At 55.9% G+C, this 23250-nt stretch carries 19 protein-coding genes and 1 pseudogene; 7 read left to right on the forward strand and 13 right to left on the reverse strand.

Going from position 1 to position 23250, the window contains the following annotated elements:
• Positions 1-43: 43 nt before the first annotated feature.
• Both ACP151_RS11995 and ACP151_RS12000 read right to left on the reverse strand, forming a co-directional pair.
• Entirely contained in the window at positions 44-382 is a 339-nt protein-coding gene (locus ACP151_RS11995) for a sarcosine oxidase subunit delta (RefSeq protein WP_424979140.1), read from the reverse strand.
• Between the two features lie 33 nt (positions 383-415).
• Positions 416-1660 carry a sarcosine oxidase subunit beta family protein gene (locus ACP151_RS12000; protein ID WP_424979141.1) on the reverse strand — a complete coding sequence of 415 codons (1245 nt, stop codon included), beginning with the start codon at positions 1658-1660 and terminating at the stop codon, positions 416-418.
• 188 nt (positions 1661-1848) lie between these two features.
• Between ACP151_RS12000 and ccmI the strand changes: the two genes are divergently transcribed.
• The 4 genes from ccmI to ACP151_RS12020 all read left to right on the forward strand — a co-directional run bounded on the left by ccmI (position 1849) and on the right by ACP151_RS12020 (position 4966).
• Positions 1849-3087: a c-type cytochrome biogenesis protein CcmI gene (ccmI, locus tag ACP151_RS12005; RefSeq protein ID WP_424979142.1), complete on the forward strand. Its 1239-nt coding sequence runs from the start codon at positions 1849-1851 to the stop codon at positions 3085-3087.
• A complete protein-coding gene (gene ruvX / locus ACP151_RS12010) occupies positions 3084-3557 on the forward strand; it encodes a Holliday junction resolvase RuvX (RefSeq protein ID WP_424979143.1) in 474 nt (157 codons plus the stop codon). The genes ccmI and ruvX overlap by 4 nt, the downstream gene beginning before the upstream one ends.
• A gap of 3 nt (positions 3558-3560) precedes the next feature.
• Complete coding sequence (locus ACP151_RS12015; protein ID WP_424979144.1) at positions 3561-3794, forward strand: DUF1289 domain-containing protein; 234 nt, start codon at positions 3561-3563, stop codon at positions 3792-3794.
• Between the two features lie 335 nt (positions 3795-4129).
• Positions 4130-4966: a calcium-binding protein gene (locus ACP151_RS12020; RefSeq protein WP_424979145.1), complete on the forward strand. Its 837-nt coding sequence runs from the start codon at positions 4130-4132 to the stop codon at positions 4964-4966.
• Between the two features lie 3 nt (positions 4967-4969).
• Here the strand turns inward: ACP151_RS12020 and ACP151_RS12025 are convergent, their stop codons facing one another.
• The 3 genes from ACP151_RS12025 to dusA all read right to left on the reverse strand — a co-directional run bounded on the left by ACP151_RS12025 (position 4970) and on the right by dusA (position 7718).
• On the reverse strand, positions 4970-5776 hold the full coding sequence (locus ACP151_RS12025) for a hypothetical protein (RefSeq protein WP_424979146.1): 807 nt from the start codon (positions 5774-5776) through the stop codon (positions 4970-4972).
• A 4-nt stretch (positions 5777-5780) separates the two neighbouring features.
• Positions 5781-6635: a sulfite exporter TauE/SafE family protein gene (locus ACP151_RS12030; RefSeq protein ID WP_424979147.1), complete on the reverse strand. Its 855-nt coding sequence runs from the start codon at positions 6633-6635 to the stop codon at positions 5781-5783.
• Between the two features lie 87 nt (positions 6636-6722).
• Positions 6723-7718 carry a tRNA dihydrouridine(20/20a) synthase DusA gene (gene dusA, locus ACP151_RS12035; protein WP_424979148.1) on the reverse strand — a complete coding sequence of 332 codons (996 nt, stop codon included), beginning with the start codon at positions 7716-7718 and terminating at the stop codon, positions 6723-6725.
• A gap of 277 nt (positions 7719-7995) precedes the next feature.
• Here dusA and ACP151_RS12040 point away from each other — a divergent pair, with 277 nt between their 5' ends.
• Both ACP151_RS12040 and ACP151_RS12045 read left to right on the forward strand, forming a co-directional pair.
• Positions 7996-9258 (forward strand): tyrosine-type recombinase/integrase, encoded by a 1263-nt coding sequence (locus ACP151_RS12040; RefSeq protein WP_424979149.1) that lies wholly within the window; start codon positions 7996-7998, stop codon positions 9256-9258.
• Positions 9259-9367: 109 nt separating this feature from the next.
• The gene (locus tag ACP151_RS12045; protein WP_051371952.1) at positions 9368-9652 is read left to right on the forward strand and encodes a pyocin activator PrtN family protein; all 285 of its coding nucleotides are present in this window, start codon (positions 9368-9370) and stop codon (positions 9650-9652) included.
• A 254-nt stretch (positions 9653-9906) separates the two neighbouring features.
• Here the strand turns inward: ACP151_RS12045 and ACP151_RS12050 are convergent, their stop codons facing one another.
• From ACP151_RS12050 to ACP151_RS12075, 6 genes are all read right to left on the reverse strand, one after another.
• Complete coding sequence (locus tag ACP151_RS12050) at positions 9907-10152, reverse strand: hypothetical protein (protein ID WP_058280674.1); 246 nt, start codon at positions 10150-10152, stop codon at positions 9907-9909.
• A 184-nt stretch (positions 10153-10336) separates the two neighbouring features.
• The gene (locus tag ACP151_RS12055; RefSeq protein WP_424979150.1) at positions 10337-13420 is read right to left on the reverse strand and encodes a type I restriction endonuclease subunit R; all 3084 of its coding nucleotides are present in this window, start codon (positions 13418-13420) and stop codon (positions 10337-10339) included.
• Entirely contained in the window at positions 13420-14556 is a 1137-nt protein-coding gene (locus tag ACP151_RS12060; RefSeq protein WP_424979151.1) for a DUF4268 domain-containing protein, read from the reverse strand. The genes ACP151_RS12055 and ACP151_RS12060 overlap by 1 nt, the downstream gene beginning before the upstream one ends.
• Before the next feature lie 9 nt (positions 14557-14565).
• Complete coding sequence (locus ACP151_RS12065) at positions 14566-15132, reverse strand: hypothetical protein (protein ID WP_424979152.1); 567 nt, start codon at positions 15130-15132, stop codon at positions 14566-14568.
• On the reverse strand, positions 15132-16367 hold the full coding sequence (locus ACP151_RS12070) for a restriction endonuclease subunit S (protein ID WP_424979153.1): 1236 nt from the start codon (positions 16365-16367) through the stop codon (positions 15132-15134). The genes ACP151_RS12065 and ACP151_RS12070 overlap by 1 nt, the downstream gene beginning before the upstream one ends.
• Positions 16364-17884 (reverse strand): N-6 DNA methylase, encoded by a 1521-nt coding sequence (locus ACP151_RS12075; protein WP_424979154.1) that lies wholly within the window; start codon positions 17882-17884, stop codon positions 16364-16366. The genes ACP151_RS12070 and ACP151_RS12075 overlap by 4 nt, the downstream gene beginning before the upstream one ends.
• A gap of 343 nt (positions 17885-18227) precedes the next feature.
• On the opposite strand from ACP151_RS12075, the gene ACP151_RS12080 reads away from it, so the two are divergent.
• Positions 18228-19793, forward strand: a complete 1566-nt coding sequence (locus tag ACP151_RS12080) for a hypothetical protein (RefSeq protein ID WP_424979155.1) — start codon at positions 18228-18230, stop codon at positions 19791-19793.
• 96 nt (positions 19794-19889) lie between these two features.
• Here the strand turns inward: ACP151_RS12080 and ACP151_RS12085 are convergent, their stop codons facing one another.
• Both ACP151_RS12085 and ACP151_RS12090 read right to left on the reverse strand, forming a co-directional pair.
• Positions 19890-22940 (reverse strand): DEAD/DEAH box helicase, encoded by a 3051-nt coding sequence (locus ACP151_RS12085; RefSeq protein WP_424979156.1) that lies wholly within the window; start codon positions 22938-22940, stop codon positions 19890-19892.
• A gap of 84 nt (positions 22941-23024) precedes the next feature.
• Positions 23025-23250, reverse strand: a pseudogene (locus tag ACP151_RS12090) (IS5/IS1182 family transposase); the annotation flags it as partial.

The raw sequence follows: 23250 nt of genomic DNA on the forward strand, positions 1-23250 counted from the left end.
CCTTTCAAGAGAAAAGCGGGTGTTTCAGTCAGGCGGAGGATCATTACTTTTCGTCCGCAAATTCGCGCCAGGTCCAACCCGGGCGCTTGGCAGCGATCTTGTCGATGATCTCCTGCGTCGGCACTGAGGTCTGCGCCGTGTAGGTGCCAAAGACCTCCAGCGTCATGGTGCAGCGCGCGGCGTGGAACCACTTGCCGCAGCCATTGGCATGGCGCCAGCGTTCAAAGTGAACGCCTTTGGGGTTTTCGCGCATGAACAGGTAGTCATGGAACTCATCATCCGAGGAGCCGGGGCCAAAGCGCTTCAGATGCGCTTCGCCGCCCGCGGCCAGTTCGGTTTCTTCGGCTTTGACGCCGCAATAGGGGCATTCAAGGATCAGCATGGTGCTTGCTCCATAGTATTGAATTTTGCAGCGTTAGTGCGCCACGCCAGCGGCGACGCTCTCGTCGATGAACTTGCCTTCTTTGAAGCGGTTGATCGAGAACTCCTCGGTCAGCGGCGAATGGCCGGTGGCCATCAGCTCTGCCATCGCCCAGCCCGAGCCGGGGATCGACTTAAAGCCGCCGGTGCCCCAGCCACAGTTGATAAAGCAGTTCTGGACCGGTGTTTTCGAGATGATCGGCGAACGGTCGCCGGTCACGTCCACAATACCGCCCCACTGGCGCAGCATCTTCAGGCGGCTGACCATCGGGAAGGTTTCGACCAGGGCGCGCACGGTTTCCTCGATATGGTGGAAGCTGCCGCGCTGGGTGTAGTTGTTGAACCCGTCAGTGCCGCCGCCAATGACCATCTCGCCCTTGTCGGACTGGGACATATAGCCGTGCACGGTATTGGCCATCACAACCACATCCATGCAGGGTTTGATCGGCTCAGATACCATTGCCTGCAGGGCCACGGATTCCATCGGCAGACGGAAGCCCGCCATTTCCGACAGGACAGAGGCGTTACCCGCAACGATCATGCCAATCTTGTCGCAGTCGATCGGGCCTTTGGTGGTGTCGACACCCACGGTGCGGCCGTTCTCGGTGCGCACGCCGGTGACTTCACATTTCTGGATGATATCCATGCCCATGTCGGAACAAGCCCGCGCATAGCCCCAGGCCACAGCATCGTGACGGGCAGTGCCGCCGCGTTCCTGATAAAGACCGCCCAGCACCGGGTAACGCGGACCATCCAGGTTGATGATCGGCACGATCTCTTTGACGCGCTCGGGGCTGATCCACTCGGTCTGCACACCCTGCTGCTGGTTGGCATGGGCAGTGCGTTTATAACCGCGGATCTCATGCTCGGTCTGGGCCAGCATGATCACGCCGCGCGGGCTGAACATCACATTGTAGTTCAGATCCTGCGACATGGTCTCATAGAGGCTGCGCGCCTTTTCATAGATCGCAGCCGAGGGATCCTGCAGGTAGTTCGAGCGGATGATGGTGGTGTTACGGCCCGTATTGCCGCCACCCAGCCAGCCCTTCTCGATAATTGCGACATTGGTAATGCCGAAGTTTTTCCCCAGGTAGTAGGCAGTGGCAAGGCCATGCCCACCCGCACCCACGATGACGACATCGTAGTGACGTTTGGGTTCCGGCGAGCGCCAGGCGCGCTCCCATCCGGTGTGATAGCGCAGGGCTTCCCGCGCAACAGCAAAGACTGAATAGCGTTTCATGAGCGAATCCGATGGTTCGTATCTGAAAGCGGGTATGCCCGAAACGCATGGCTGAGCAGTGCCGTTTATCGCCCTGTTTCTGCCATATTGCGACATCCAATCATGACGCATTGCAGCATCCCGCGGCAGATTGGCTCTTTCGCTCGTCCGTCCCCGCATATAGATCAAAACCAAACTACGGAGACGGCATGGTTTTCTGGACAGTCACCGCCCTTATCGCCCTTTCGGCAGCCCTGCTGCTGGCAATGATCATCATTCGCGCTCGCGAGCAAGGCGAACCTGCTGCGGCCTATGATCTGCGGGTTTATCGCCAGCAGCTGGGTGAAGTCGACAAGGACTTGGCCCGCGGCGTCATCGTTGAGGCCGACGCAGAGCGCATCCGAACCGAAATCTCGCGCCGCATTCTGGCAGCTGATGCACAGGTGCAGAAACGCACGTCAGGCCCCGCCCAGCCCCGCTTGTTGTCGCTCGGCTTTGCTATTGCCACTGCGCTGCTGATCTCTGGCGGTACCCTGGGCCTGTACTGGCAGCTGGGCGCGCCCGGCTACGGCGACCTTGGCCTCCAGGACCGTATCCGCCTGGCAGGCGAACGCGCCGAAAACCGCCCTTCTCAGGCTGAGGCAGAGGCCGATGTTCCAGCGATTGAGCGCCCCGAGGCAGAGGACGGCTACCTCAGGCTGGTTGAACAGCTTCGCAAAACCGCAGGCGAACGCGCCGATGACCCGCAGGGGCAGGCGCTGCTGGCCCAGCACGAGGCCAACCTCGGCAACTTCAAGGCCGCCTATGAGGCCAAGACAAACTACATCCGCCTGGCCGGTGGCCAGGTCAACGCACGCGATTTCACCGAATTGGCCGAGCTGAAGATCATGGCGGCCGGTGGCTATGTCTCTCCCCAGGCGCAAACGGATCTGCAAAAAGCCCGGGCGATTGATCCCACCCATGGCCCGGCCCGTTACTACTGGGGCCTGATGCTAGGGCAGATCGGCCGCCCGGATCTTGCCTACCGCGAATGGGTCGCAACTTTGCGTGACGGACCTGCAGATGCTTTGTGGATCAAGGGCATTCAGGGCCAGATCGAGGAAATGGCCTTTCGCGCCGGTGTTGAACACCGCCCGATTGCACCCGGCGGTGGCACCGCCCCCGCCCTGCCCGGCCCCAGCGCCGAGGACATGCAAGGCGCCGCAAGTCTCTCTGCCGAAGAACAGCAAGAGATGATCCGTGGCATGGTTACCCGCCTGTCGGACCGTCTGGCCACCGAGGGCGGCAGCGCCGAAGAATGGGCCCGCCTGATCGGCGCCCTGTCGGTACTGGGCGAAACCGAGCGCGCCCGCACCGTTTATGACGAGGCCAGCAGCGCCTTTGCTGGCACCCCCGAGGCGCTGGAGCTGCTGGACACAATCGCCGCACAGGCAGGACTTACAGAATGATCCACGACGTTTTCGAAGATTTCGCCGCCGCCCTGCCGCCGATGAACGCACTGATGGGGCTGGACCTGGGCACCAAGACCATCGGCGTTGCCGTCTCTGACCGCATCGGCGCCGTGGCCACGCCGCTGGAAACCGTCAAGCGCAAGAAGTTCTCTGTGGATGCTGCCCGCCTGCTGGAGATCATCCAGGCCCGCGACATCAGCGGCATCCTGCTGGGCCTGCCGCGCAACATGGACGGCACCGAAGGCCCGCGCTGCCAATCCACCCGCGCCTTTGCCCGCAACCTCGGCCAGCTCAGCAATCTGCCGATTGGCTTCTGGGACGAGCGTCTCAGCACCGTGGCAGCAGAAAAAGCGCTTCTTGAAGCAGATACGACACGCAAACGCCGCGCAGAGGTTATCGACCACGTCGCGGCTTCCTATATTCTCCAAGGCGCATTGGACCGAATGCGGCATTTGAAGAACGGGTGAATGATGACTGACGACGTTTGGAAACGGGACGAAATCCAATCCCCCTGCATCAAGATCTGCGTCGTCCATCCTGAATCGCGCATCTGCACCGGCTGCTATCGCACAATCGACGAGATCCGCGACTGGTCCAAGATGACCAATGACGAACGCGCAGGCATCATGAACGACCTGCCAGAGCGCGCCAGCAAACTGGTCAAACGCCGCGGCGGCCGCGGCGCAAGGTTAAAGCGCAGCTAACGCGGCGCGCTGCGGGGTAACCGCTTGTCAATCATGCGGAATAAGCACTGACCAAATGTTTCGCGCGCGAAACATTTAGGCAATAGTGCTGACTTATTTTATGTGGGTGAGCGTCTGCCTGTAAAATTGCGCCTCAGCTTTTGTAAATCGCAGCCTACCTTCAGAAGCGCCCCGGACGCAGGAATTCGCTGCGGCTCTCTGAGAGCATTCGCACTTGTCCCTACTTTTTAGCTTTGCAAATTTCGGTTGCGAAATACATAAACGACAGAACCTTCTATCTGCGACAATCTCAATCGCGCTTTTTAAGCCTAAAGCGCATTTTTTAAAGGTAACCAATGATGCTATCCGGAACAAATGTAGAACTTGAAGTTTTTGCTCCTGACCTCACTAACGCCATCACGCAACCTGTCAAATCAACGATTTCAACCTTCGGAATCGAGTTCAATGATGCTTCCTTTTTTGATCTTAACGGTGACGCGTTCAATGTAGTCCCTGCTCAGTTCGACATACGGGGGAGCATTGTGCACTACGAGGTCCTGGTGTCAGGAGCTTTTTTGAATGTTCCCTCTGACGGTTTTAATGGGTACGTACTGACTTTCGATGCGCTGGGAGAAAATAGTAAAGTTTCAATCCGAGACGCGCGCATATTGGACACCTATAACACGCTGGAAGTTCCTGAAGAATTTGTTGGTTTTTCTGAAAACTCTATTTCGGTCAATGTGGATGGGCTCTCCTTCTCTCAAGGCGAACAAATGGAAGCCGTTTTGGATTTACGCTTTGACGGAGGTCAGCGAAAGGATCATTTTGAGGGGCTACAGGGCAATGATCTTCTTCTTGGAAGGGGCGGAAAAGACTTTCTCTTGGGCGGTGAAGGACAGGATACACTCAAAGGTGGAGCCGGCGCCGACGTGCTTTCTGGCGGAGCTGATGCAGATAAACTCATCGGTGGAGCGGGAAGTGATGTTTTTGTACTCAACACTGGCGGTGGCAGAGACATTGTCAGGGATTTCTCCGATGAAGACGCCCTTCAAATCGCGACCTCAGCCGAAACGATGGAGGATCTGACCTTTGTGCAAAAGCGGAATAGTGTCATCGTGCGGGATGATGGCGCATCGCTCGTGTTGAAAAACGTCGAGCTTGATGAACTGACTTCAGACCATTTTATTTTCTGACCTTCATCGAGATACGCCTTCCAACAGCCACCCCTTGGTCCAATCCGCCAGCTCCGGGCGGAAGTACGCAATCATCCTACCCTCTTCCGGCGCGCTCGCCCCCTCGCCCCAGGGCGCAACCCCGTGCAGGCACAGGCGGTGCATCAGATAGCTTTCACCGGGGTTGGCGTGCACCGTGATGCGCGGGCAGGTCTCGAACACTTCGGCGCGGGCTGCCGTATAGGCATCGGTTACATCCACATCCGCCCAGTCGGCCTGCGGCACGTCTGCGAACGCAGCGGCAAAAGCGCGGCGCATGATCCTGTGGCTGCCCTCCCAGATCACCAAGGGCGAAGCATCGGGGCTGCTTTCATTCAGCGGGATGCCCAGCACCCAGGCATGCGGTTCCTCGACCTTGCGGCGGCGGTGCTCGCCATACATCTTGACCCCGTCCACATGCGCTGCGTCGCGTTTGACACGGTAGCGGAAGGCAGCCTCCCCCTCGCCGGGACGCGGGCGCGGATAGCCAGCAAAGACAGAGGACACCTGTGCCCGGTGCAGGTCCGGAATAGGGCCGTAAAAGTTTCTGATGAATGCCACCGGCGCCCCAGCCAGTGGCGGCCCGTCCGGCAGGCGGCCCTTGGCATCGTTGGGCAAGGCATCCACACCAATGAACCAGGTGCGCTCACATTGGAACCACTCGGCGCAGGCCGGGTCGTCCAGCGCCGTTACCCCGTGCTGATGCGCAGTCGCAGCCCATTCTGCCACTTGCGGATCATGGGCAAAGCGCACCCAGCCCTTGTCCTGAAACTGTTCGACCTGCTGATCCATTGGCTCAGTACCCAAACGCTTTGCGCAGCATATTGAGCGCCACCAGCACCAGAAACGCCCCAAACACCCGTTTCAGCGGTTTGGGGTCCATCGCATGGGCCAGCTTGACGCCCCAGGGGGCGGTGATCAGCGTCATCGCAATCACGATGAAAAAGGCCACCAGATTGACCGCCCCGATCGTGAAAGGCGGGCGCGTGGCCGGGTCCACGTCCAACAACAGGAAACCGGCAACCGACGGCACCGCGATGATCACGCCGAACCCGGCAGCGGTTGCCACCGCCCGGTGCACCGCCACCCCATGCAAGGTCATCAGCGGCACACCAAAACTGCCGCCGCCAATGCCCATCAGCACTGACAGCGCTCCCACGGCCGGCGACAGCGCCATCCGTTTGCCCCCCTCTGGCATATCTTCCGCCAGGCGCCATTCGGACCGGCCCAACCCCAGGTACAGGCCAATCACCAGCGCCAGCCCACCAAAGACTCCCTGCAGCACGGATGAGCGCAAAACCGAGGCCGCAAGCACGCCAACAACAGCCCCCAGCGCAATACCGATGCCCCAGCTGCGCAGGATCTGCCAATCCACCGCGCCTTTTTTGTTGTGGCTCATAACGGATCGCAGCGAGGTCACGATGATCGTCGCCAGCGAGGTCGCAAGACAGATCTGCATCAGCTGATCGCCGCCATATCCCAGGGTCTGGAAAGCGTAGAAAAAGGCAGGCACCAGTACGATGCCGCCGCCCACGCCCAGAAGGCCCGCCAACACGCCGGCAAAGGCGCCGATCACAAGCAGCAGCCCTGCCATCTGCATCAGCAATTCCGGCTCTGGCCATAGGGCGGATGTCAAGGCAGGGTCAGTCATACGAAACACCTCGGGCTTTTGCGTCTTTGGCAAAGGGTTAGCCGCCGTGCACAGCCAGCACAAGGCATTCACCTGTGAGGCATCCGGTCACGCTGCGGCGCGGTTTTCCACCTGCGCCAGCGCCTCCAGCACCAGATCAGGCCCCGCGCCCGCCCGGCAGGCGCCCTCGGACAACATCCGCCGCCATTGCCGCGCACCGGGCCTGCCCGCAAATAGCCCCAGCATATGCCGGGTAATCTGGTTCAGCTTGGCGCCGTCAGTCAGCCGCGCCTCGATATAGGGCAGCATCTGCCGCACTGCATCCGCCGGATCGCTGGCGGCACCGGTGCCGTAAATCTCATGGTCAGCCGCACAGAGCACATCCGCAGGTTGGTGATAGGCCGCACGCCCCACCATCACCCCGTCAAGGCCCCGGTCCAGCTGCGCCCTGGCCTCTGCCAGCGTGGCAATGCCGCCGTTGATCGAGACATGCAGGTCCGGAAACGCCGCCTTCATCCGGTGCACCAGATCATAGTCCAGCGGCGGGATGTCCCGGTTCTCCTTGGGCGACAGCCCCTGCAGCCAGGCTTTGCGGGCATGGATGGTCACGCGATGGCAGCCCGCCGCACGGATTTTCTCGAGGAAATCCGGCAGCACGTCCTCTGGCTCCTGCTCATCCACGCCGATGCGACATTTGACGGTGACCTCCACCTCAACCGCCTCGCGCATGGCCGCAACGCAATCTGCCACCAGCTCCGGCGTCTGCATCAGCACCGCACCAAAGGCGCCCGACTGCACCCGATCGCTGGGGCAACCGCAGTTGAGGTTGATCTCATCATAGCCTGCCTGCGCCCCTAGACGCGCAGCCTCTGCCAGCTCTGCGGGATCGGAACCGCCCAGCTGCAGGGCCACCGGATGTTCCTCGGCGCTGAAGTCCAAAAGATGCAGCGCCCCGCCCCGCACCAGGGCCGGCGCGGTGACCATCTCGGTGTAAAGCAGCGTCTCCCGGCTCAGCAGCCGGTGCAGATAGCGGCAGTTGCGATCGGTCCAGTCCATCATGGGTGCCACGCTTAAACGCGCTGCTTTTTGTGCGTTATTTTTCAAAGCGTTAACTCCATTCAGCCCCAAACTTCGCGTAGCACGATTTCCCCTGATTTCACCGTATTTCCGGGGATTTTCGGAGGTTCTCGATTCGAGCGTGCTACGGTGTAGCACATCCAAAGCCTACAAACAGCGGCCCAAATGCAGCTGGTTCCTGGCCCGGGCACCACCGGTTCCATCTTCCCTTCTTCCCTCGGAATTTGGCTATCAAACCCCGGAATCATTTTTCGTGTGGACGAACCGAATTCCCTTTCATCGAAATCAAGATGGGACGAATTCCATGACCACTATCAACAAAAGCACAACGGATGTGCTCGCAGCGATTACTGCCCAGAACCTCTTCCACCGCTCCCCTTCTCAAGCAACCACTGTGACTGCTGCCGGGGTTTCAGAAAGCACCATACCGATCTCGTCGGCCGAGCAGAAAGAAAAGAAACCTCGCAAGGAGATCCCTGGGAAAAAATTCGAGGAACAGAACATCACTCGGTTTGAAGGCAAGAATGGAAAGTTCTCCTACCGGGTACAAATCCGAAAGCGTGTCGATGGAAAACAGCACAGCCTCACGAAAACCTTCAAGCACCTGCCAAACGCAAAAAAATGGCGAAACAACCAACTCCGCAACATCGAGCTAAACGGGTTTCCAATTCAAATCGTGACGGAAACTACAATCTCAGATGTCATCGACGATCGATTGAAGCGCGGAAAAACCCTTGGCCGATCTGCCCTTCAAGTGCTGACGTTCATCAAGGCCGACGAGTTCGGAAAGACCAAGGTATCAACGCTGACCCAGCAACAGCTATACGACTATGCAGATCTATTGTCGGCTGGTGAAAGAATGCCGCAGACTGTCGCGGGATACATGACTCACCTGGCGAGGACACTCTCCTGGGCCAAGGACCGAGGAGCTTTGATCCCCATCGAAGTGGTCAGCCTGGCCATGCGAACTCTTTGGGAAGATGAGGTTCTGGCTCGATCCGAAGAGCGCGATCGCCGACCGGAACTCTGTGAGCTGAACAAAATCCTGACTGCTATCTCGGAAAATCCTCGGCAGAAGATACCTGCAGACATCCTGGCGGTCTTTGCAATCTATTCGGCGCGTCGTTTGAGCGAAATCTGCAGACTGAGGTGGGATGATCTGCGCGTGAATAGTGGCACGATCCTCGTGCGCGACATGAAACATCCCAGGCAAAAAAAGGGAAACAACGTTTGGTGCACTCTTCCGAGTGAAGCGTTGGAGATTATCCTGGCAATGCCCAGGACGTCTGAGTTCATCTTCCCTTACAATCCGCGCTCGGTTGGGACAGCATACCGCCGCCACCGGGACAAGGTCGGAGTCGTCGATCTGCGCTTCCATGACTTTCGGCACGAAGCCATCAGTCGGCAATTCGAGATGGGAAAGTCTGCTTCATTCGTCAGAAAAATCTCAGGTCACAAGAATGGTGGATGTCTGTACCGCTACGAACACGTTGAAGAAGAAGGCGACAAATTCGCCAACTGGGACTGGCATCAACTGATCCTGGAGAGATGCAAGTCACTTCACTGATAACCCCGATGGCCGGGTTCCATGCATCGGCCATCAAACTCCTATCAAACCAGTTTTCCGCCTTTTGAAGCAGAAACGCATTTCCTCTCCACAAGCAAAGGAGACCAAGATGAAAACCATCGACATGCTGCTCGCCCATTTCGGCGGAAATCCGATTATCCCGCTGGAACACGTAGCGCAGTATTTGAACTACAAGCCGGATACGCTGAAGCAAAAAATCGACGGCGGCGACATCCGCTTGCCATACACTGGAGTAGAGAACAACAGCCAGAAGGCTCAGAAATTCATACAGCTCACGGATCTCGCTCGACTGATTGACGTTCAGTTCACAGCTGCGCAGGAGAAATTCGCTTCTATCTGGGAAGACGCCGCGTTCGACGCAAGCGCCCGTTGAACCTGACCTGACGGCGCCTTGACGAGTGATTTATGGGCGGGCGGAAGAAGGGGCTTTAATCGGACGAAGAAGAGCACGAGAGTTGAGCGTAGGCAACGACGCAGGGGATTTCAGTGGCACTGGTGGCGCAGCGATATGCAGCCAATGCGAACCCCATTTTCGAATGGTTGAAGGATCCTCACTTTCTCCGTCATGAGATGCGCCGTCCCAATTTCAGCTTGCTGAGAAAGGGGCGGTGTCCAATCACAGCAAGCCTACTTTATGTCAGTATTATAGTGGAGTTCGACTTTCATTTCGGTCTCACGTTGATTGTTGAATAGAGTCCAGCGCTGACTATTGAGGATACTTCCATCGTCGCAAATATTCTTTTTTGAGGTCGGCGTGGAATTTGGATGCAATACGATCCAAAGCACACCCAACGCCGCGTCTCGCTTGCCATGCTCAAGACCATGCATGTCCAAAATTCTGCTAATTTCGGAAATCAGCGCTCTATCATCCATGGCTCATCTCTTTCCATTAAAATAACACTCAAACTATATCATCAGGAAAACTCTGGGGAATGAGATTTGCACCGGCACGCGTAGGCCGGGATTACAGAGTGCTCACCGCTCGACAGAAGAAACTGACACAGTTGAAGAGACACCAAACGACCGTGGGGCCTATCTCCTTGGTTCAACGTGTCGCTCAACGTAACTCGACTGCCAGGGCTTCGGCTTGACGAAGAACGGTCTTCACAGCCTCAGATGCAAGATCAGGTGGGTATCCATGCCGCTGAAGAATTTTCTTCACTGCAATGCGCATCCTCGCTCGCACATTATCCCGGCGCCACCAATCCGTACCTGAATTCTTTCGTACCGTATTCACCAGTTCCGCGGCTATTACACGCAACTTATCATTGTCCATGATCTCAACCGCGCTGTCATTTTGCGACAGGGCATCATAAAATGCGCGTTCTTCCGCAGACAAACCGTCGTCAGGTTGATCCCGAAGGTCCTTCGCAATTTCGATCAGTTCCTGAAGGATCTGAAGGGCGTCGACACTTCTATTGTGATATTTAGCAATCGCTTGCTCCAGACGAGAGGAAAACTCCTCTTTCTGGACGATATTCGTTCTGGTCTTCGCAGAGATCTCACCGTTGAGAAGCTTCTTGAGAGCTTCCACCGCCAGGTTCTTGTACTTCATATTTTGGATTTCGATCATGAAGGCATCAGACAGAACGCTGATATCAGGACGATCGAAGCCGCAAGCTTCAAGGATATCAACAACCTCTGTTGACGCAACTGCACGATTCACAAGCTGCTGAATTGCAAAATCCGGATTCCTGGATGACCGCCTGACCTGCACCGCCCCAACCTTTTCCAGGCCTGATCTGACGGCAGAAAAAAAGGCTACTTCTTCCGTGTGCTCCGTAGCCTGAGGACTGCCTGAAGCAAGCTTGAAGGCCTTCACCAGGGCGGCAGTGGCATCGCTGAAACGTTTTACAGCACCGCCTTCGCCCAGTCTTTCCTTTTGCAGAATGTGATCGAGTGCACCCGGTAGTACGCGAAGCCGCTCAGCAGGTGTCCCCCCCAGGGCCTGAGAATAGTCAAAGCCATGGAACTGGGTGCGCGCCACGTCAAGCGCATCCAGGAAAGCCGCGACGGCCTCGGCTTCACTGATCCCTGTCTGTTGCTGGTCGGACTGACTGTAGTGGGCAAGCGCACTTTTCAATTCCGCAGCGATACCAATGTAATCAACGACCAGCCCTGCAGGTTTGTCCTGAAATACACGGTTCACCCGGGCGATAGCTTGCATGAGGCCATGCCCTCGCATCGGCTTGTCGACATAAAGTGTATGCATGCAGGGTGCATCAAATCCGGTCAACCACATGTCACGGACGATGACGAGCCTCAACGGATCCGCAGGATCCTTTGTTCGGTTCCTGATGGCTTCCTGGCGGGACTTCGAGCGAATATGGGGCCGGAATTCCGCTGGATCCGTTGCGCTACCGGTCATGATGACTTTGACCTGACCAGATTCGTCCGTGTCCCCATGCCATTCAGGCCTCAGTTCCACGATCCTATTGTACACTTCCACGCAAATGCGTCGGCTCATGCAGACAATCATCGCCTTGCCGTCCATCGCCTCAAGCCGCGCGTCGAAATGCTCCAGGATGTCTTCGACCACCGTATCCAGGCGCTTGTTGGCTCCAACCAGTGCTTCGACACGCGACCATTTTCGAGCGATCGCTGCCGCCTCGTTTTCTTCCATTACTTCGGTGGCTTCGTCGAATTTCTCGTCGAGTTCCCTGGAAAACTCCTCGTCCAGCTCGACCTTGGCAACTCGTGCTTCATAGTAGATTGGAACCGTCGCTCCATCCTCGACGGCTTGGGCGATGTCATACACATCAATGTATTCGCCAAATACACCCCTTGTGTTAGCTCCGACCAACTCAACAGGAGTTCCTGTGAAGGCGATGTAAACAGCATTGGGGAGCGCCTGACGAAGTTGGTATGCAAGGCCATGACGGACTTCCCCAGTCTCCTTCTTCATCTTCGCTTCAAACCCGTATTGAGTGCGATGCGCCTCATCGACCATGACGATTACGTTGGACCGGTCCGTCAGTTCCGGGAAAACTTCACCTGTTTCCGGGCGGAATTTCTGAATCGTGGAAAAGACAACGCCACCCACTTCACGATTAAGTAGATCTTTCAGATCACTGATGCTGTCGGCCTGGACTGGATCTTCGCCAAACAGATCCTTGCACCGACCGAAGGTCGCAAAAAGCTGATTATCCAGATCATTACGGTCAGTCAGAACCACCAGGGTCGGGTTTTCAAGGCCGGGATGCCGCATTACGCGTCCAGCAAGGAAGGTCATCAGCAGAGATTTACCAGACCCCTGTGTGTGCCAGATGACACCGCCTTTGCCATCGCCTCCCTGAGCCGTCAGAATCGTCTGGATGGCCTTCCGTACAGCATGGAATTGATGGTAGCCGGCAATCTTCTTGACCGGCCCTCTACCCTCATCCTCGAACACTACAAACCAGCGCAGCAGGTCCAGAAGCGTTTGTGGATCCAAAAGCCCTTGGGTCAGAGTTTGGAGGGCAAGAGACGTATTTTCTTCGACTATAGTTTCGCCGTCGATGGTACGCCATCGCATGAAACGATCCAGTCCGGCCGACAACGAACCATAGCGGGCATTCAGCCCATCTGAAATCACGGTAAGAAGCGATGTGCGAAACAGATCGGGGATATCTTCTTTGTATGTGTCAATCTGCCGATAGGCGGCGTCAATTCCGGCCCCTTCCGTCCCCTTCAGTTCAACAACGACCAGTGGCAGGCCGTTCAGGAATAGTACCACATCCGGTATCCGAGGATTCTTTCCGACTACATCCACCTGATTGACGGCACGCCAGTCATTCTTCTTGTTTTCCCAATCGACAATCTGAACACGCGCATTGCGTTCTTCACCATCGGCGAAATAGGTCAGAGCCACACCATTGACGAGGAGGTCATGCAGACGCCGGTTTTCCTGGACAACGTCAGTGGCGTACACGACATCATGTACCCTCGTCGCAGCCTCCTGGACCGCAGTGACCGGCAGCTCAGGGTTCAGTCGTTTCAGCGCATCGAAAAATACCGGCAGAAGAAAGGTCTCCCGGAAGCTCGTTCGCATCGGTGTGCGCATTTCAGGCGAAATTTCAGAACCGTGGTGGACGGAGTACCCCAGCGCCCCAAGGTCTTCCATGAAGACAGCTTCAAGGTCCGCTTCGCTTGCCCAGGCCATCAGACTAAATTCTCCCCTGACTTGCGAGACTGGTTCAGGCGCTTCAGCTGATCTCCCAGGGCGCCGTCAAGCTTGGCAATGTACTGCACCAGCCATTCTATCATTTCCGGCCAGTTTTCCCGGTTAAATCCATCAAAAGGTTTTGCGTACTCTATTCGGCTGGATTTTTTTTCGCCCATCCGTTTCCAATTCAACTCGGCCCCAAATTCATTTTCTATCTCATCCCTTTTCGCCTCCAACTCGTCAAACAACCACTTGTTCTCCGCCTTGTCCGCCTTCTGGATACTAAGCTCCACCCGTGCCTCGTCTTTTGAATAGATCAGGTTGTAGACGACACCGGAAACACCAGTTCCTGAACTCAACCAATGATCCTTTGTCGGGCTGATGTTGTTGTAGCGGCTCAGTCCTCGGGCCCGAAGGGCGTCAAGCGCCTGGGTCCAGAATTCAAGGCGCAGCTTGTGGCTACGCCGCTGAACCCCCTGGACAGTCTTAGCCTCGGTCTCTTTCTCGGCCATTCCAATCATGAAATCCGCCGCCTCAGACGTAGGGATCACCGGCTGGATATCAACAAAGAGTTCTTCTCCAAACACATACGGCACGACCTTGAAGCACCGCGCATCAATGCGATGCTCACGCAGCCAGAGGACGGTCGATGTGACTTCCTTCCTGAAGTTGGCAGCGATGAAGATCAGACGCTGGTCATTACCCGGATTAAGGATGACCTCACCAAGCTCTTCGACATCCAGGAATTCGCAGATCTGCGCCGCAGCATTTCCGCCTCCGCAATACCGGTCCAGGTACTGCTGGTAGATGTCGATGATCTGCGTTTTGGTGAGCCCAGAAACATAGGCGGTGTATTTCAGCGCCTGCCAGGTCACATCGCGGCCGCTGTCATCGAGCTTGTTTTCGATCACCACAAGCTGCCCGTCCTTGTCGAGCGCCAGCAGGTCCAACCGTTCGCGCGTGTCGGCGAAACCGTCGAACTCCTTTTGGATGATCAGGAGCTCCTCTCCAAGCGCATCCGGCTGCCCGGCCAGCCATTCCTGGAGATGCTCCCGCTCTCGCAGGTTGAGGTCTGAAAATCTCTTTTCTTCAAGCTTTTGAATACGGTTCTTGGAAAGGTCTACTTGGAACATGTTTTTGACTTAAGCCTTGGAGTTTTGCTTGCCCCAAATTTTATCAAGGGCTTCAAATATCATTGAGAGTGATTGCTTTAGCGCCTGGAAATCAATCCAAATTTCAGGGTCCGACAAGGGATCATCCTTGAGGCTGACAACCGCACCATCCTGATACCTAAAAGCCATGGACTTTGGATCGAGCATTGAAAACTGGATCAGGAACTTTGACAGAGCCTGAACCTCCCGTTCATCGTAGTCTTGCTTCAACTGTTCTGACAGGATTTCTTCCAAGTAATCAATCGCGTGCCGGTTCTTACCTTTGGGCCTTTGGGTTTCCCAATCTGGAACCAGCCCTTTGAGGTACAGCTCCAGCGTATGACGCGCCATGAACAACCCGGGATAACCGGCTTCGGGCGTATCCAGGTTTTCCAATCCGAAATTGATGGAGCGAAGCGTTGCTTCTGCATAGACCCAAGCAAGTACTTTCGGCTCAGCACGGGTGTGCTTTCCGTGATCTGCCAATAGGAAACCCGGAAAGCGCTCGGCTTGCCCATCTTGTTCGGCAAAGACCTTGTCGAAGGGCAGATCATCCATCAGACGACCTCCTCCACCTGCCCTTTCGCCGCTCCGACGCGCAGTTCGCCCGACATCAGGCGCGGCAGGAGCGTATCGCGGAGGGTGGCGAGGGTTTGGTTTTCGTCTTCAAGTTTGTCGATCTTCTGCTGCCACACATCGGAAAACTCCGAATACGCTTGGACAATCGCCGCGCCTGGAAATGGAATCTCCAACCGATATGCGTTGTCACGGTTGAGCCCCGGAACGGCAGCGTCGGTGTTCATCTCATTGAGAGGAAGTTCACCCAGCAACCGCATGATGAGGCTCAATGGATAGTCGCTTGTCACATAAAAGACGGTATCAATAGGCCAGGATCCATTTGGCGCCCAATGTAGGCTCCCAACTGTTCCCTTTCGGCCGACAATGATTGTGGGCACTTTAACCAACGCCTCCTTGTGCGTGCCGCCAACGCCTCCTGAACCGAAGACTGGAAACTCCCCCGGAATCCGAAGATCCTTCTTCAAGGCTTTGCCATAATTCAGCTTTATCAAATCACCAAGGCGCTTAAGTTCCCACCCCTCCGGCAGGCCATCCTTGCCGAAGCTGTTGGGGAAGAGGTCGGCGGTTTGGGTGTCCATGTGGGCCGGGGCGCGGCCTGCGGCTTTGGCGTGGACGGGGTCGAAATCGACGAACCACGACCGGTACAGCGCCCGTGCCATTTCTTCCAAGGTCGCCGCCGTCTTGCGGTTCAGCTCGATCTTATCATCCAACGCCCCCAAGATCGTGCCAATCTCGCGCTGTTCCGAGATTGGCGGACAGGGAACCATAAACTCTTTGCAATCCGGAACCCTGAGGTGATCGACGACAGAGCCTGAACCTCCATGAGAGTGGAACTGTTGGGAAAGATACGGGCTGCGCATAGCATAGTGAAAGAAGCCTGCGTCCATTACTGAAGGGTCAGCACGATATTGCATCAAGCGCTGCCCAAGAAAAAAACCCTCCGCCTCTCTGACAAGTCCAACTTCACCAACTGGGGCTTCACGGGTCAGAATTGTATCTCCGACCTTCAATGTCGCCCGGCGTGTCCACCTCTCAAAAGTTTCTTCGTTTACAAAGAAGCAATTGTTGGTGTCGATGCGGCCGTTTCGAATATTGGGCGTCCGCAACATCCGCCAAGGCGTTGGTCCTTCCACCTTAGGTGCAGTCCGGTTGACGCAGTCGACGATCAACTCACAAACATCGCTTATTTTGCGCTTTGGGAAGATCGAGTTCATCCCAACGCTCCCAGCCGGTCCTCGATTTCCTTTTCAAGCCGCCGTCCCTCGGCAAACTGGCTGCGCAGCTCTCCCATCAGGCGGGTGAACTTCTCTTCGAAGGGTTCGTCGTCTTCCTCGGCGGCCCCTGCCCCCACATAACGGCCCGGGGTCAGGACGAAGTTGTGTTTGGCAATCTCGTCCTTGTCTGCGGATTTGCAGAAACCCGGCACATCTTCATAGGCGCCTGCGTCCGGCTCCCCCCGCCAGGCGTGATAGGCGGTGGCAATGCGACCGATCTCTTCCTCGGACAGTTCTTTCTGCTTGCGGCTGCCCGGCACCAACGCACCCATCTTGCGGGCATCGATGAACAGCACCTCACCCCGCCGGTCGCGCAGCTTGGCGTCCTTGGCAATGCCGTTGGATTTGTCCTTGGCCAAGATCCACAGGCAGGCCGGAATTTGCGTGCCGTAGAACAGCTGCCCCGGCAGCGCCACCATGGCATCCACCGCGTCGCCTTCAACCAGCGCACGGCGGATGTCGCCCTCGCCCCCAGACATGGACGACATGGAACCGTTGGCCATGACCACCCCGCCAATGCCGGATGCCGAAAGGTGGTGATGGATATGCTGGATCCAGGCAAAGTTGGCATTGCCCACGGGCGGCGCACCATATTTCCACCGCGCATCTTCGCGCAGCAGCTCACCCGACCAGTCTGAAATGTTGAAGGGCGGATTTGCCAATACATAGTCGAACCGCTCGTCCGCAAAGGCGTCCTTGACCAGGGTACCCTCGGAGTTCCAGCGAATGTCGCCAAAGATACCCCGGATCGCAAGGTTCATGCGCGCCAGGCCAAAGGTGGTGTGGTTACGCTCCTGCCCGTAAATGGCGATGTCATTGCGCTGGCCGGAGTGGGCGTCGATGAATTTTTCGGACTGAACGAAGAAGCCCCCGGTGCCGCAGCATGGGTCATAGACACGGCCCTTGGTTGGCTCGATCATCTCGATCAGCGTGTCGACGACCGACTTGGGCGTGTAGAACTCACCACCACGCTTTCCTTCGGAACTGGCGAATTCGCCGATGCAGTATTCGTAGATGCGACCGATGAGGTCAAAGTCAGCTTTGCTACCTTCCATCTTGAGGTTGGTGAACAGGTCGATCAGGCCGGTGAGCATTGTGCGGTCGATGCTCTCCTTGCCGAAGACCTTGGGCAGCGCGCCCTTGAGGCTTTCATTGTCTGCCTCGATCGCCCGCATGGCATCGTCGATCATGATCCCGATCTTGGGATCCTTGGATTGCTTAGCCAGCGTCGACCATCGCGCCTTTTCCGGCACCCAAAAAATGCTCTCGGCCAGGTATTCATCCGGATCCTCCGGGTCGGAGTAGTCTTCCTTGGAGAGCTGATCGTGCAGGCGCTCAAAGGACATCGAGACGTGGCGCAGGAACAGCAGACCCAGGGCTATGTGTTTGTACTCGCCGGCATCCATGGAGCCGCGCATCTTGTCAGCGGCGGCAAATAACGTCTTTTCGATGCTCATGATCTGTCCTTGAAAATACTTCCTGGTCTGCCCTGAAGGCGGAACAACCTTGCGATGAGTTTTGGCCGATTTTTGTCGTTGGTTCAATGATCTGGATCGAAAAGAAAAAAGTTGGAACGTCCTGTCCGCAACTCGTTGAGCAGCATTTTGTCGGCGGCTTGTCGGCGGCTTGTCGGCGATGCGATTGCAAGTTTTTCAATTTAATAGCAATCACTTACAAAAACTGTCGGCTGTCGGCACCCCTTGGCATTTTCCGAAGTTCGACACCCTATCAAACCCAGTTACCTGATCAGGGTTCATGACAACACGTCCCGTGCACGCAGAAAAGTAGAAAGGCGTGCAGATGGCACAGAAATCCAAGACCTCAACAAGCCGTAAGACCAAGCCGAGCCTGTTCAATGATCTTCGGGTAAACGATGGCAAGCGCAAGCGAGCGTTGACCGAGAAGGAGAAAAGCGACCTTGTCGCCATGCTCACAGTCAAGGAACGCCCGGAGGCACTGGACATCCTGCCACTCGTGCCTCGTGGCTCCTACATCCAACGCATGCTTAAGCACTTCGACGCCACAGACACCAGCTACGCCCTCCCCTTGTTCCAGTTGATCATGATCGCGTCTTCCTGGCTGACACAAAGTGGTGCCTCGTTGATGATCCCAGGAATGAAGCCACATCGGCCGATCCTCTGGACTATCGCCATGGCTTCTTCAGCAAGTTCCAAAACCCTCGCTACAAACCGGGTTAAGGACACTCTGTTTGGCGAGGACCAGACCACCCCAGTTCGGATGTTCCCAAAATATAGCAGCGACGCACAATGGATTATCGACCTGAAAGAGAACAACGGGTCCTATTGGTTCCAGGACGAGGTGGGCCAATTCTTCAAATTGGTTCTAACTCATTCAAATTATGCACGGATCAAACCATGGATTCTCGACGCATACTCTCATGAGGAAATCGCCAACCGGCTAAAGAGCGAGGAAAACAAACTCACTGTTACCGACCCGCACTTCACATTTCTGGGCCTAACAGTACGCGAAACGTGGAAGATGAACATTGATCTCCCGAGCATGCTCGACGGCCTTTGCCAGCGTTTCAACTATGTCATAGCTGAAAATCGGACCGACACCGATATGTTCGATCATTTTCTTTTCTTCCAGGGAGAAAAGAACAAGATAGAACAGGAAGGCCTTCGTGAAATGTGGCATGCACTTTGTGCGCAGAAGAACTCCTGCGGCGACTATACGCTGGCCCCAGAGACACTGCCTTTCATTGAAGCGTGGTGGCAGGAGCTTCGCCCTACTTGGGGCAACAGCCTCCTGCCAGGATCCTTCATTCGCCGGATTGGTTTTTCCGTCCTGTCGTATTTGGTGGTCATTCACTTCCTGCTCGGAAGATCGCAGAAGGAAATCGACGTTGAAACGGCACGGATCGCTACGCGCTATGCAGAGTACCACATGGAATGTGCATTGGTGATGATCCGGGAATACGACACCGGTTGGTCAGACCCGGTTCGCATTGTAGCTGAGCGGCGGGAGCGTCACCGCGAAAGAACCGGCAAAGAGCCAACTGCTCGAGAAATCCAGAAAAACCTAAGTTCCAAAGCTCGTCAGATCCTGAATTCGGCCCAGATCAAGGAAATCATGGAGCTGCTTGAAAGCCTCGAAAAACCGAATAACCAACCATTGTTCAATCAGGAGAACGAAACGATTGCAGATCGTTTGCACTCGCGGCACATGGCAAACAAGAAGCACGAAGACACACAGGAAAACTGGAGAAATAAGAAGCGTCTTGCCAGGGTGCTTGAGGCCTACCGGTCGGCAGATTTGCATATTTCATCGACGTCCTCCAACGTACTGAACTTCCAACTGCCGCTTGGCGAGGATGAAGACCCAATATTCGAAGCCGCAAGTTGAAGAGATAGTGTCCAGAGTCGCCCTGCCTTTCGGATCAACGAGAATACGTGTTGATCCGAAAGGACGAGCGGAAGGAAAGCAACTGACTTCAAATCATCAATCCGGCAATACGAAATCTGGCCAGAGCGCTGCCCCACCCAGAATTGACGTTGGAACATTCGTGCCTTCAGGAAGATTGTGGAAGTCAGAAAGGACGATTGCCGCAGCATCCGTCTCTGGCCTTAAGATAACCCGCTGAAGGTCTGCACCATCCAGAGCTACTACGACCGAGGCTCCTCCCCCCTTCAGGCACACCCGAAGTATGTTCTCGCCAAGCTCCTGCGTTTCCAAGTCCGGGCGGCCTGAGAGTACAAGCCCCTCATCTGTGGCGAGACCATCCTCCTCCTCAGCGGAAACGATTGCGTCGTAAAGCGCGCGGACCTCGCTTTCATCACTTTCAGGAGGCCATAGAACGCTGTCTGCCAGGGATCTTTTATTCTTCATCAAGTTCTGCAACAGGCAATCAAAAGAACCGCGCTGGAGGCGCGGGTGTATAGACAAGGGGATATGCACAGTTACCGGGCGGGTCTGTCCAATGCGGTGAGTTCGGTCGTTGCATTGTTCTTCGACCGCGGGATTCCACCAGCGAGTCAAATGGATCACGTGGTTTGCCGCTGTCAGGGTCAACCCCGTACCTGCCGCACGCGGCCCCAATACCAGGACATCGAAACCTTCATCATGCTGCATATGGCGTTGAAAATGGTCTGTGATTTCCTTTCGATGCGACACAGGAGTTGATCCATTGATGATTTCGACGCGTGGCAAGCCGAATTCGATTTTGATCAGTTCAGCAAACCAGGCTTGAACATCCCTGTTCTCGACAAACACGAGCGCCTTTTCCCCCTTTGCCTGGATCGCTCGAAGGACATCCATGGCAGCCTCAATACGGGCTGAAGCGTGGATAAAAGTTTCAGGCGCTTCACCTTCTAACAAACCCGGATGCAAGGATGTTCTCCTGATGTGGTGCAGGAGGCCAAACAGGGATTGCCCGGGTTTACGAGCCTCATCATATCTGAGCGCTTGGATCTCTGGCATGATGCGTGGATGCAGCACCCTCACTTTGGGTGGCAGATCCGATGCAGCTTTCTCTTTTGTGCGTCGAATGCCCAATGCCGGGTACCCGTTGATCGATGAGAACACGGCACGGTGCAACTCTTGCATGTTACCCTGCTTTGGAATGTCAAAGGCGATACGAAAATCGTTGAGCGCACCCAGAGCCCCGGGAAACAGCTGATCCATGATAGCCCAAATGTCGCGGGTAGCATTCTCAACGGGAGTTCCAGTCAAACCAATTCGAAAGTCAGCGTTGACAGCCTTCGCCGCATTCGAACGCAACGTTGATGGGTTCTTGAGATTCTGGATTTCATCAAACACGGCGACTTCGAAAGGAGTTTGGGCAAAGGTCACCGCGTAATTTGCCAAAGTTTGGTAAGTGGTAATTACGAGTCGCGGCTCGGAGCAATCAACAAGACTGGAGAGGTCAAGTTTCGCGCGACCATCCTGAATGTCCCTGCCCCGTTCACCCTGAACGCGCCACGCCTTGAGTTCGCGGCCATAGAGACGAACCGGCTCATCGAAAATACCCGGCAGAAGGTGCTTCCTGGTTTCATCTTCCCAATTCCTAAGCAAGGATGTGGGGGCGACAATGAGAAACGGTTTGGTGGGCAACTCACCTTTCGTCATCCTCTCATTCAACCAAGCCAGGAAAGAAAGCGTTTGAACGGTCTTTCCAAGGCCTTGTTCATCAGCATTCAGGATTCCAGGGAGACCGGCCTCCCATGCAGATACTTGCCAATCAAAGGCGTTTCTCTGATGCACGTGCAAAGATGTCTTTAGCGAACTGGGCAACCCTTGCTCCGTTGCTGATGGCCTGTCGCGCAACCTTTCGCGGAATTCGAGTTCCCAGAAATTGTCATGCGTCACCGGCAAAATGGCCGTGACCTCGCCTTCTTCTGCCTGATCCTGGCTGGTTCGATTGTGATACAGTTCCAGACGCCGTCTCACTGCCTGGATAACCAACTCCGTGACAGGAAGAACTCCTTGTTCAAGCAGGACCTCCAGATCCCCGCTCTCCTGCGCAGCAAGGAGAGCCTTCAACACGGTATCCAGATCCTCTTCTGGAATGGTTCCCAGGATCTCACCAACGACAGCGTCAATGTCTTCAGGCAGCCAAGACGTGCCAGATCCTTCAAGAATTTCGATCTCGGGCTTGGTCCACTTCCTGATCTCGATAACGCGATCAGTCCACTCCCGCGTTTCAGCCCAAGCTTTTTCGAACTCTGTTTCAACCGCATCTACCAGATCGGCAGACGGCATCAGTTCGTTCAGCCGACCCTCATCTATCAGAGCTTGCTCAATCGCTTCTGCAACTAAGCGATCTGCATTTTCGAGGAAATTCCTCTTCTCCTGGTCTGTTCCTCTTGCATGGCGCGAAATCACATCGACAACCGGCACAACAGACTTGTCCAGGATCAGGAACCTGTTCTCTCCTACCCGATATGCTGGTTGAGCGCCGCGGCGGTTGGAATCGTCTTTGAACGCAAAAAGCTCATTGCCCTGGAGCGCGGCGGAAACCTCGGACGCCATTTCTCCTTGCCGGATTTGCTGAGATACAAATGGTAACGGCGCAAATCCCAATGGATCCTCGGGATCGACAGCCAACCCCACCTTGTCACACGCGACAATTTCCACCTTTTCCAGATAACGTTCTGGCCGCGTTAATCCGTCATCTTCAAGATCACCCAATGCCGCGCGAAATTCCGAAAGAGCGCGCCAATGTTCTGGCAGAGGTCTGCCGCTGTCGAAGGCTTCAGACAAGATGATTGCGTCATAAATCTGCGCAGGCAATCGCATGAAAACGCCGCCAGATTCTACTATCGCACCCGTACGATTGAGCCGAATTTGCCGCTTTTCACGCTCCCACCACCACTGCAGAGCAAAGCTCTCGCTCCCAAGGGATCCTCGCATTTCCGCATGGAACACTACACCTGAGAGTTTTCCGGGTATGCCCAGTACAGAAGCTGACATGTCATCCAGCCGCGACACCATCCAATGATCCAGCCACAAGTTATCAGCCGAAAGCTCGTGATGATCTGTGTCACGATCCAAAGCCCGGATCCTTGAAAGGGCAATTGCAAGGGGCGTTGTTGCGCAACTCGTTTTGAGGACGAGCTTCCCCTTTCCGCGGCGGATTCATCCATCACACACGATCTCGGCGGTGCCGAGGGCCGAGAATCGGTTCATGAGAGCGATGCGGATGTGGATTTCGGCGGTTTGTCTGTCTGGGTCCCTCGCCATGATGCGTTCGCCGAATGCCTTGAGGCATAGCATTTTGGCCTCCACGCGACTTCGGATGTGATAACCACTCCATCGTTTCCACAGCGCCCTGCCGAAGCGTTGCGAAGCGCGCAGTATCTCG

It is taken from the genome of Leisingera sp. S232 (assembly GCF_049800895.1).
Lineage (GTDB): Bacteria > Pseudomonadota > Alphaproteobacteria > Rhodobacterales > Rhodobacteraceae > Leisingera.

Bases quoted from the DNA above. Each gene is read 5' to 3' on its own strand.
- ACP151_RS11995 (WP_424979140.1), bottom strand. From the start codon at position 382: ATGCTGATCCTTGAATGCCCCTATTGCGGCGTCAAAGCCGAAGAAACC.
- ACP151_RS12000 (WP_424979141.1), bottom strand. From the start codon at position 1,660: ATGAAACGCTATTCAGTCTTTGCTGTTGCGCGGGAAGCCCTGCGCTAT.
- ccmI (WP_424979142.1), top strand. From the start codon at position 1,849: ATGGTTTTCTGGACAGTCACCGCCCTTATCGCCCTTTCGGCAGCCCTG.
- ruvX (WP_424979143.1), top strand. From the start codon at position 3,084: ATGATCCACGACGTTTTCGAAGATTTCGCCGCCGCCCTGCCGCCGATG.
- ACP151_RS12015 (WP_424979144.1), top strand. From the start codon at position 3,561: ATGACTGACGACGTTTGGAAACGGGACGAAATCCAATCCCCCTGCATC.
- ACP151_RS12020 (WP_424979145.1), top strand. From the start codon at position 4,130: ATGATGCTATCCGGAACAAATGTAGAACTTGAAGTTTTTGCTCCTGAC.
- ACP151_RS12025 (WP_424979146.1), bottom strand. From the start codon at position 5,776: ATGGATCAGCAGGTCGAACAGTTTCAGGACAAGGGCTGGGTGCGCTTT.
- ACP151_RS12030 (WP_424979147.1), bottom strand. From the start codon at position 6,635: ATGACTGACCCTGCCTTGACATCCGCCCTATGGCCAGAGCCGGAATTG.
- ACP151_RS12040 (WP_424979149.1), top strand. From the start codon at position 7,996: ATGACCACTATCAACAAAAGCACAACGGATGTGCTCGCAGCGATTACT.
- ACP151_RS12045 (WP_051371952.1), top strand. From the start codon at position 9,368: ATGAAAACCATCGACATGCTGCTCGCCCATTTCGGCGGAAATCCGATT.
- ACP151_RS12050 (WP_058280674.1), bottom strand. From the start codon at position 10,152: ATGGATGATAGAGCGCTGATTTCCGAAATTAGCAGAATTTTGGACATG.
- ACP151_RS12055 (WP_424979150.1), bottom strand. From the start codon at position 13,420: ATGGCCTGGGCAAGCGAAGCGGACCTTGAAGCTGTCTTCATGGAAGAC.
- ACP151_RS12060 (WP_424979151.1), bottom strand. From the start codon at position 14,556: ATGTTCCAAGTAGACCTTTCCAAGAACCGTATTCAAAAGCTTGAAGAA.
- ACP151_RS12065 (WP_424979152.1), bottom strand. From the start codon at position 15,132: ATGGATGATCTGCCCTTCGACAAGGTCTTTGCCGAACAAGATGGGCAA.
- ACP151_RS12070 (WP_424979153.1), bottom strand. From the start codon at position 16,367: ATGAACTCGATCTTCCCAAAGCGCAAAATAAGCGATGTTTGTGAGTTG.
- ACP151_RS12075 (WP_424979154.1), bottom strand. From the start codon at position 17,884: ATGAGCATCGAAAAGACGTTATTTGCCGCCGCTGACAAGATGCGCGGC.
- ACP151_RS12080 (WP_424979155.1), top strand. From the start codon at position 18,228: ATGGCACAGAAATCCAAGACCTCAACAAGCCGTAAGACCAAGCCGAGC.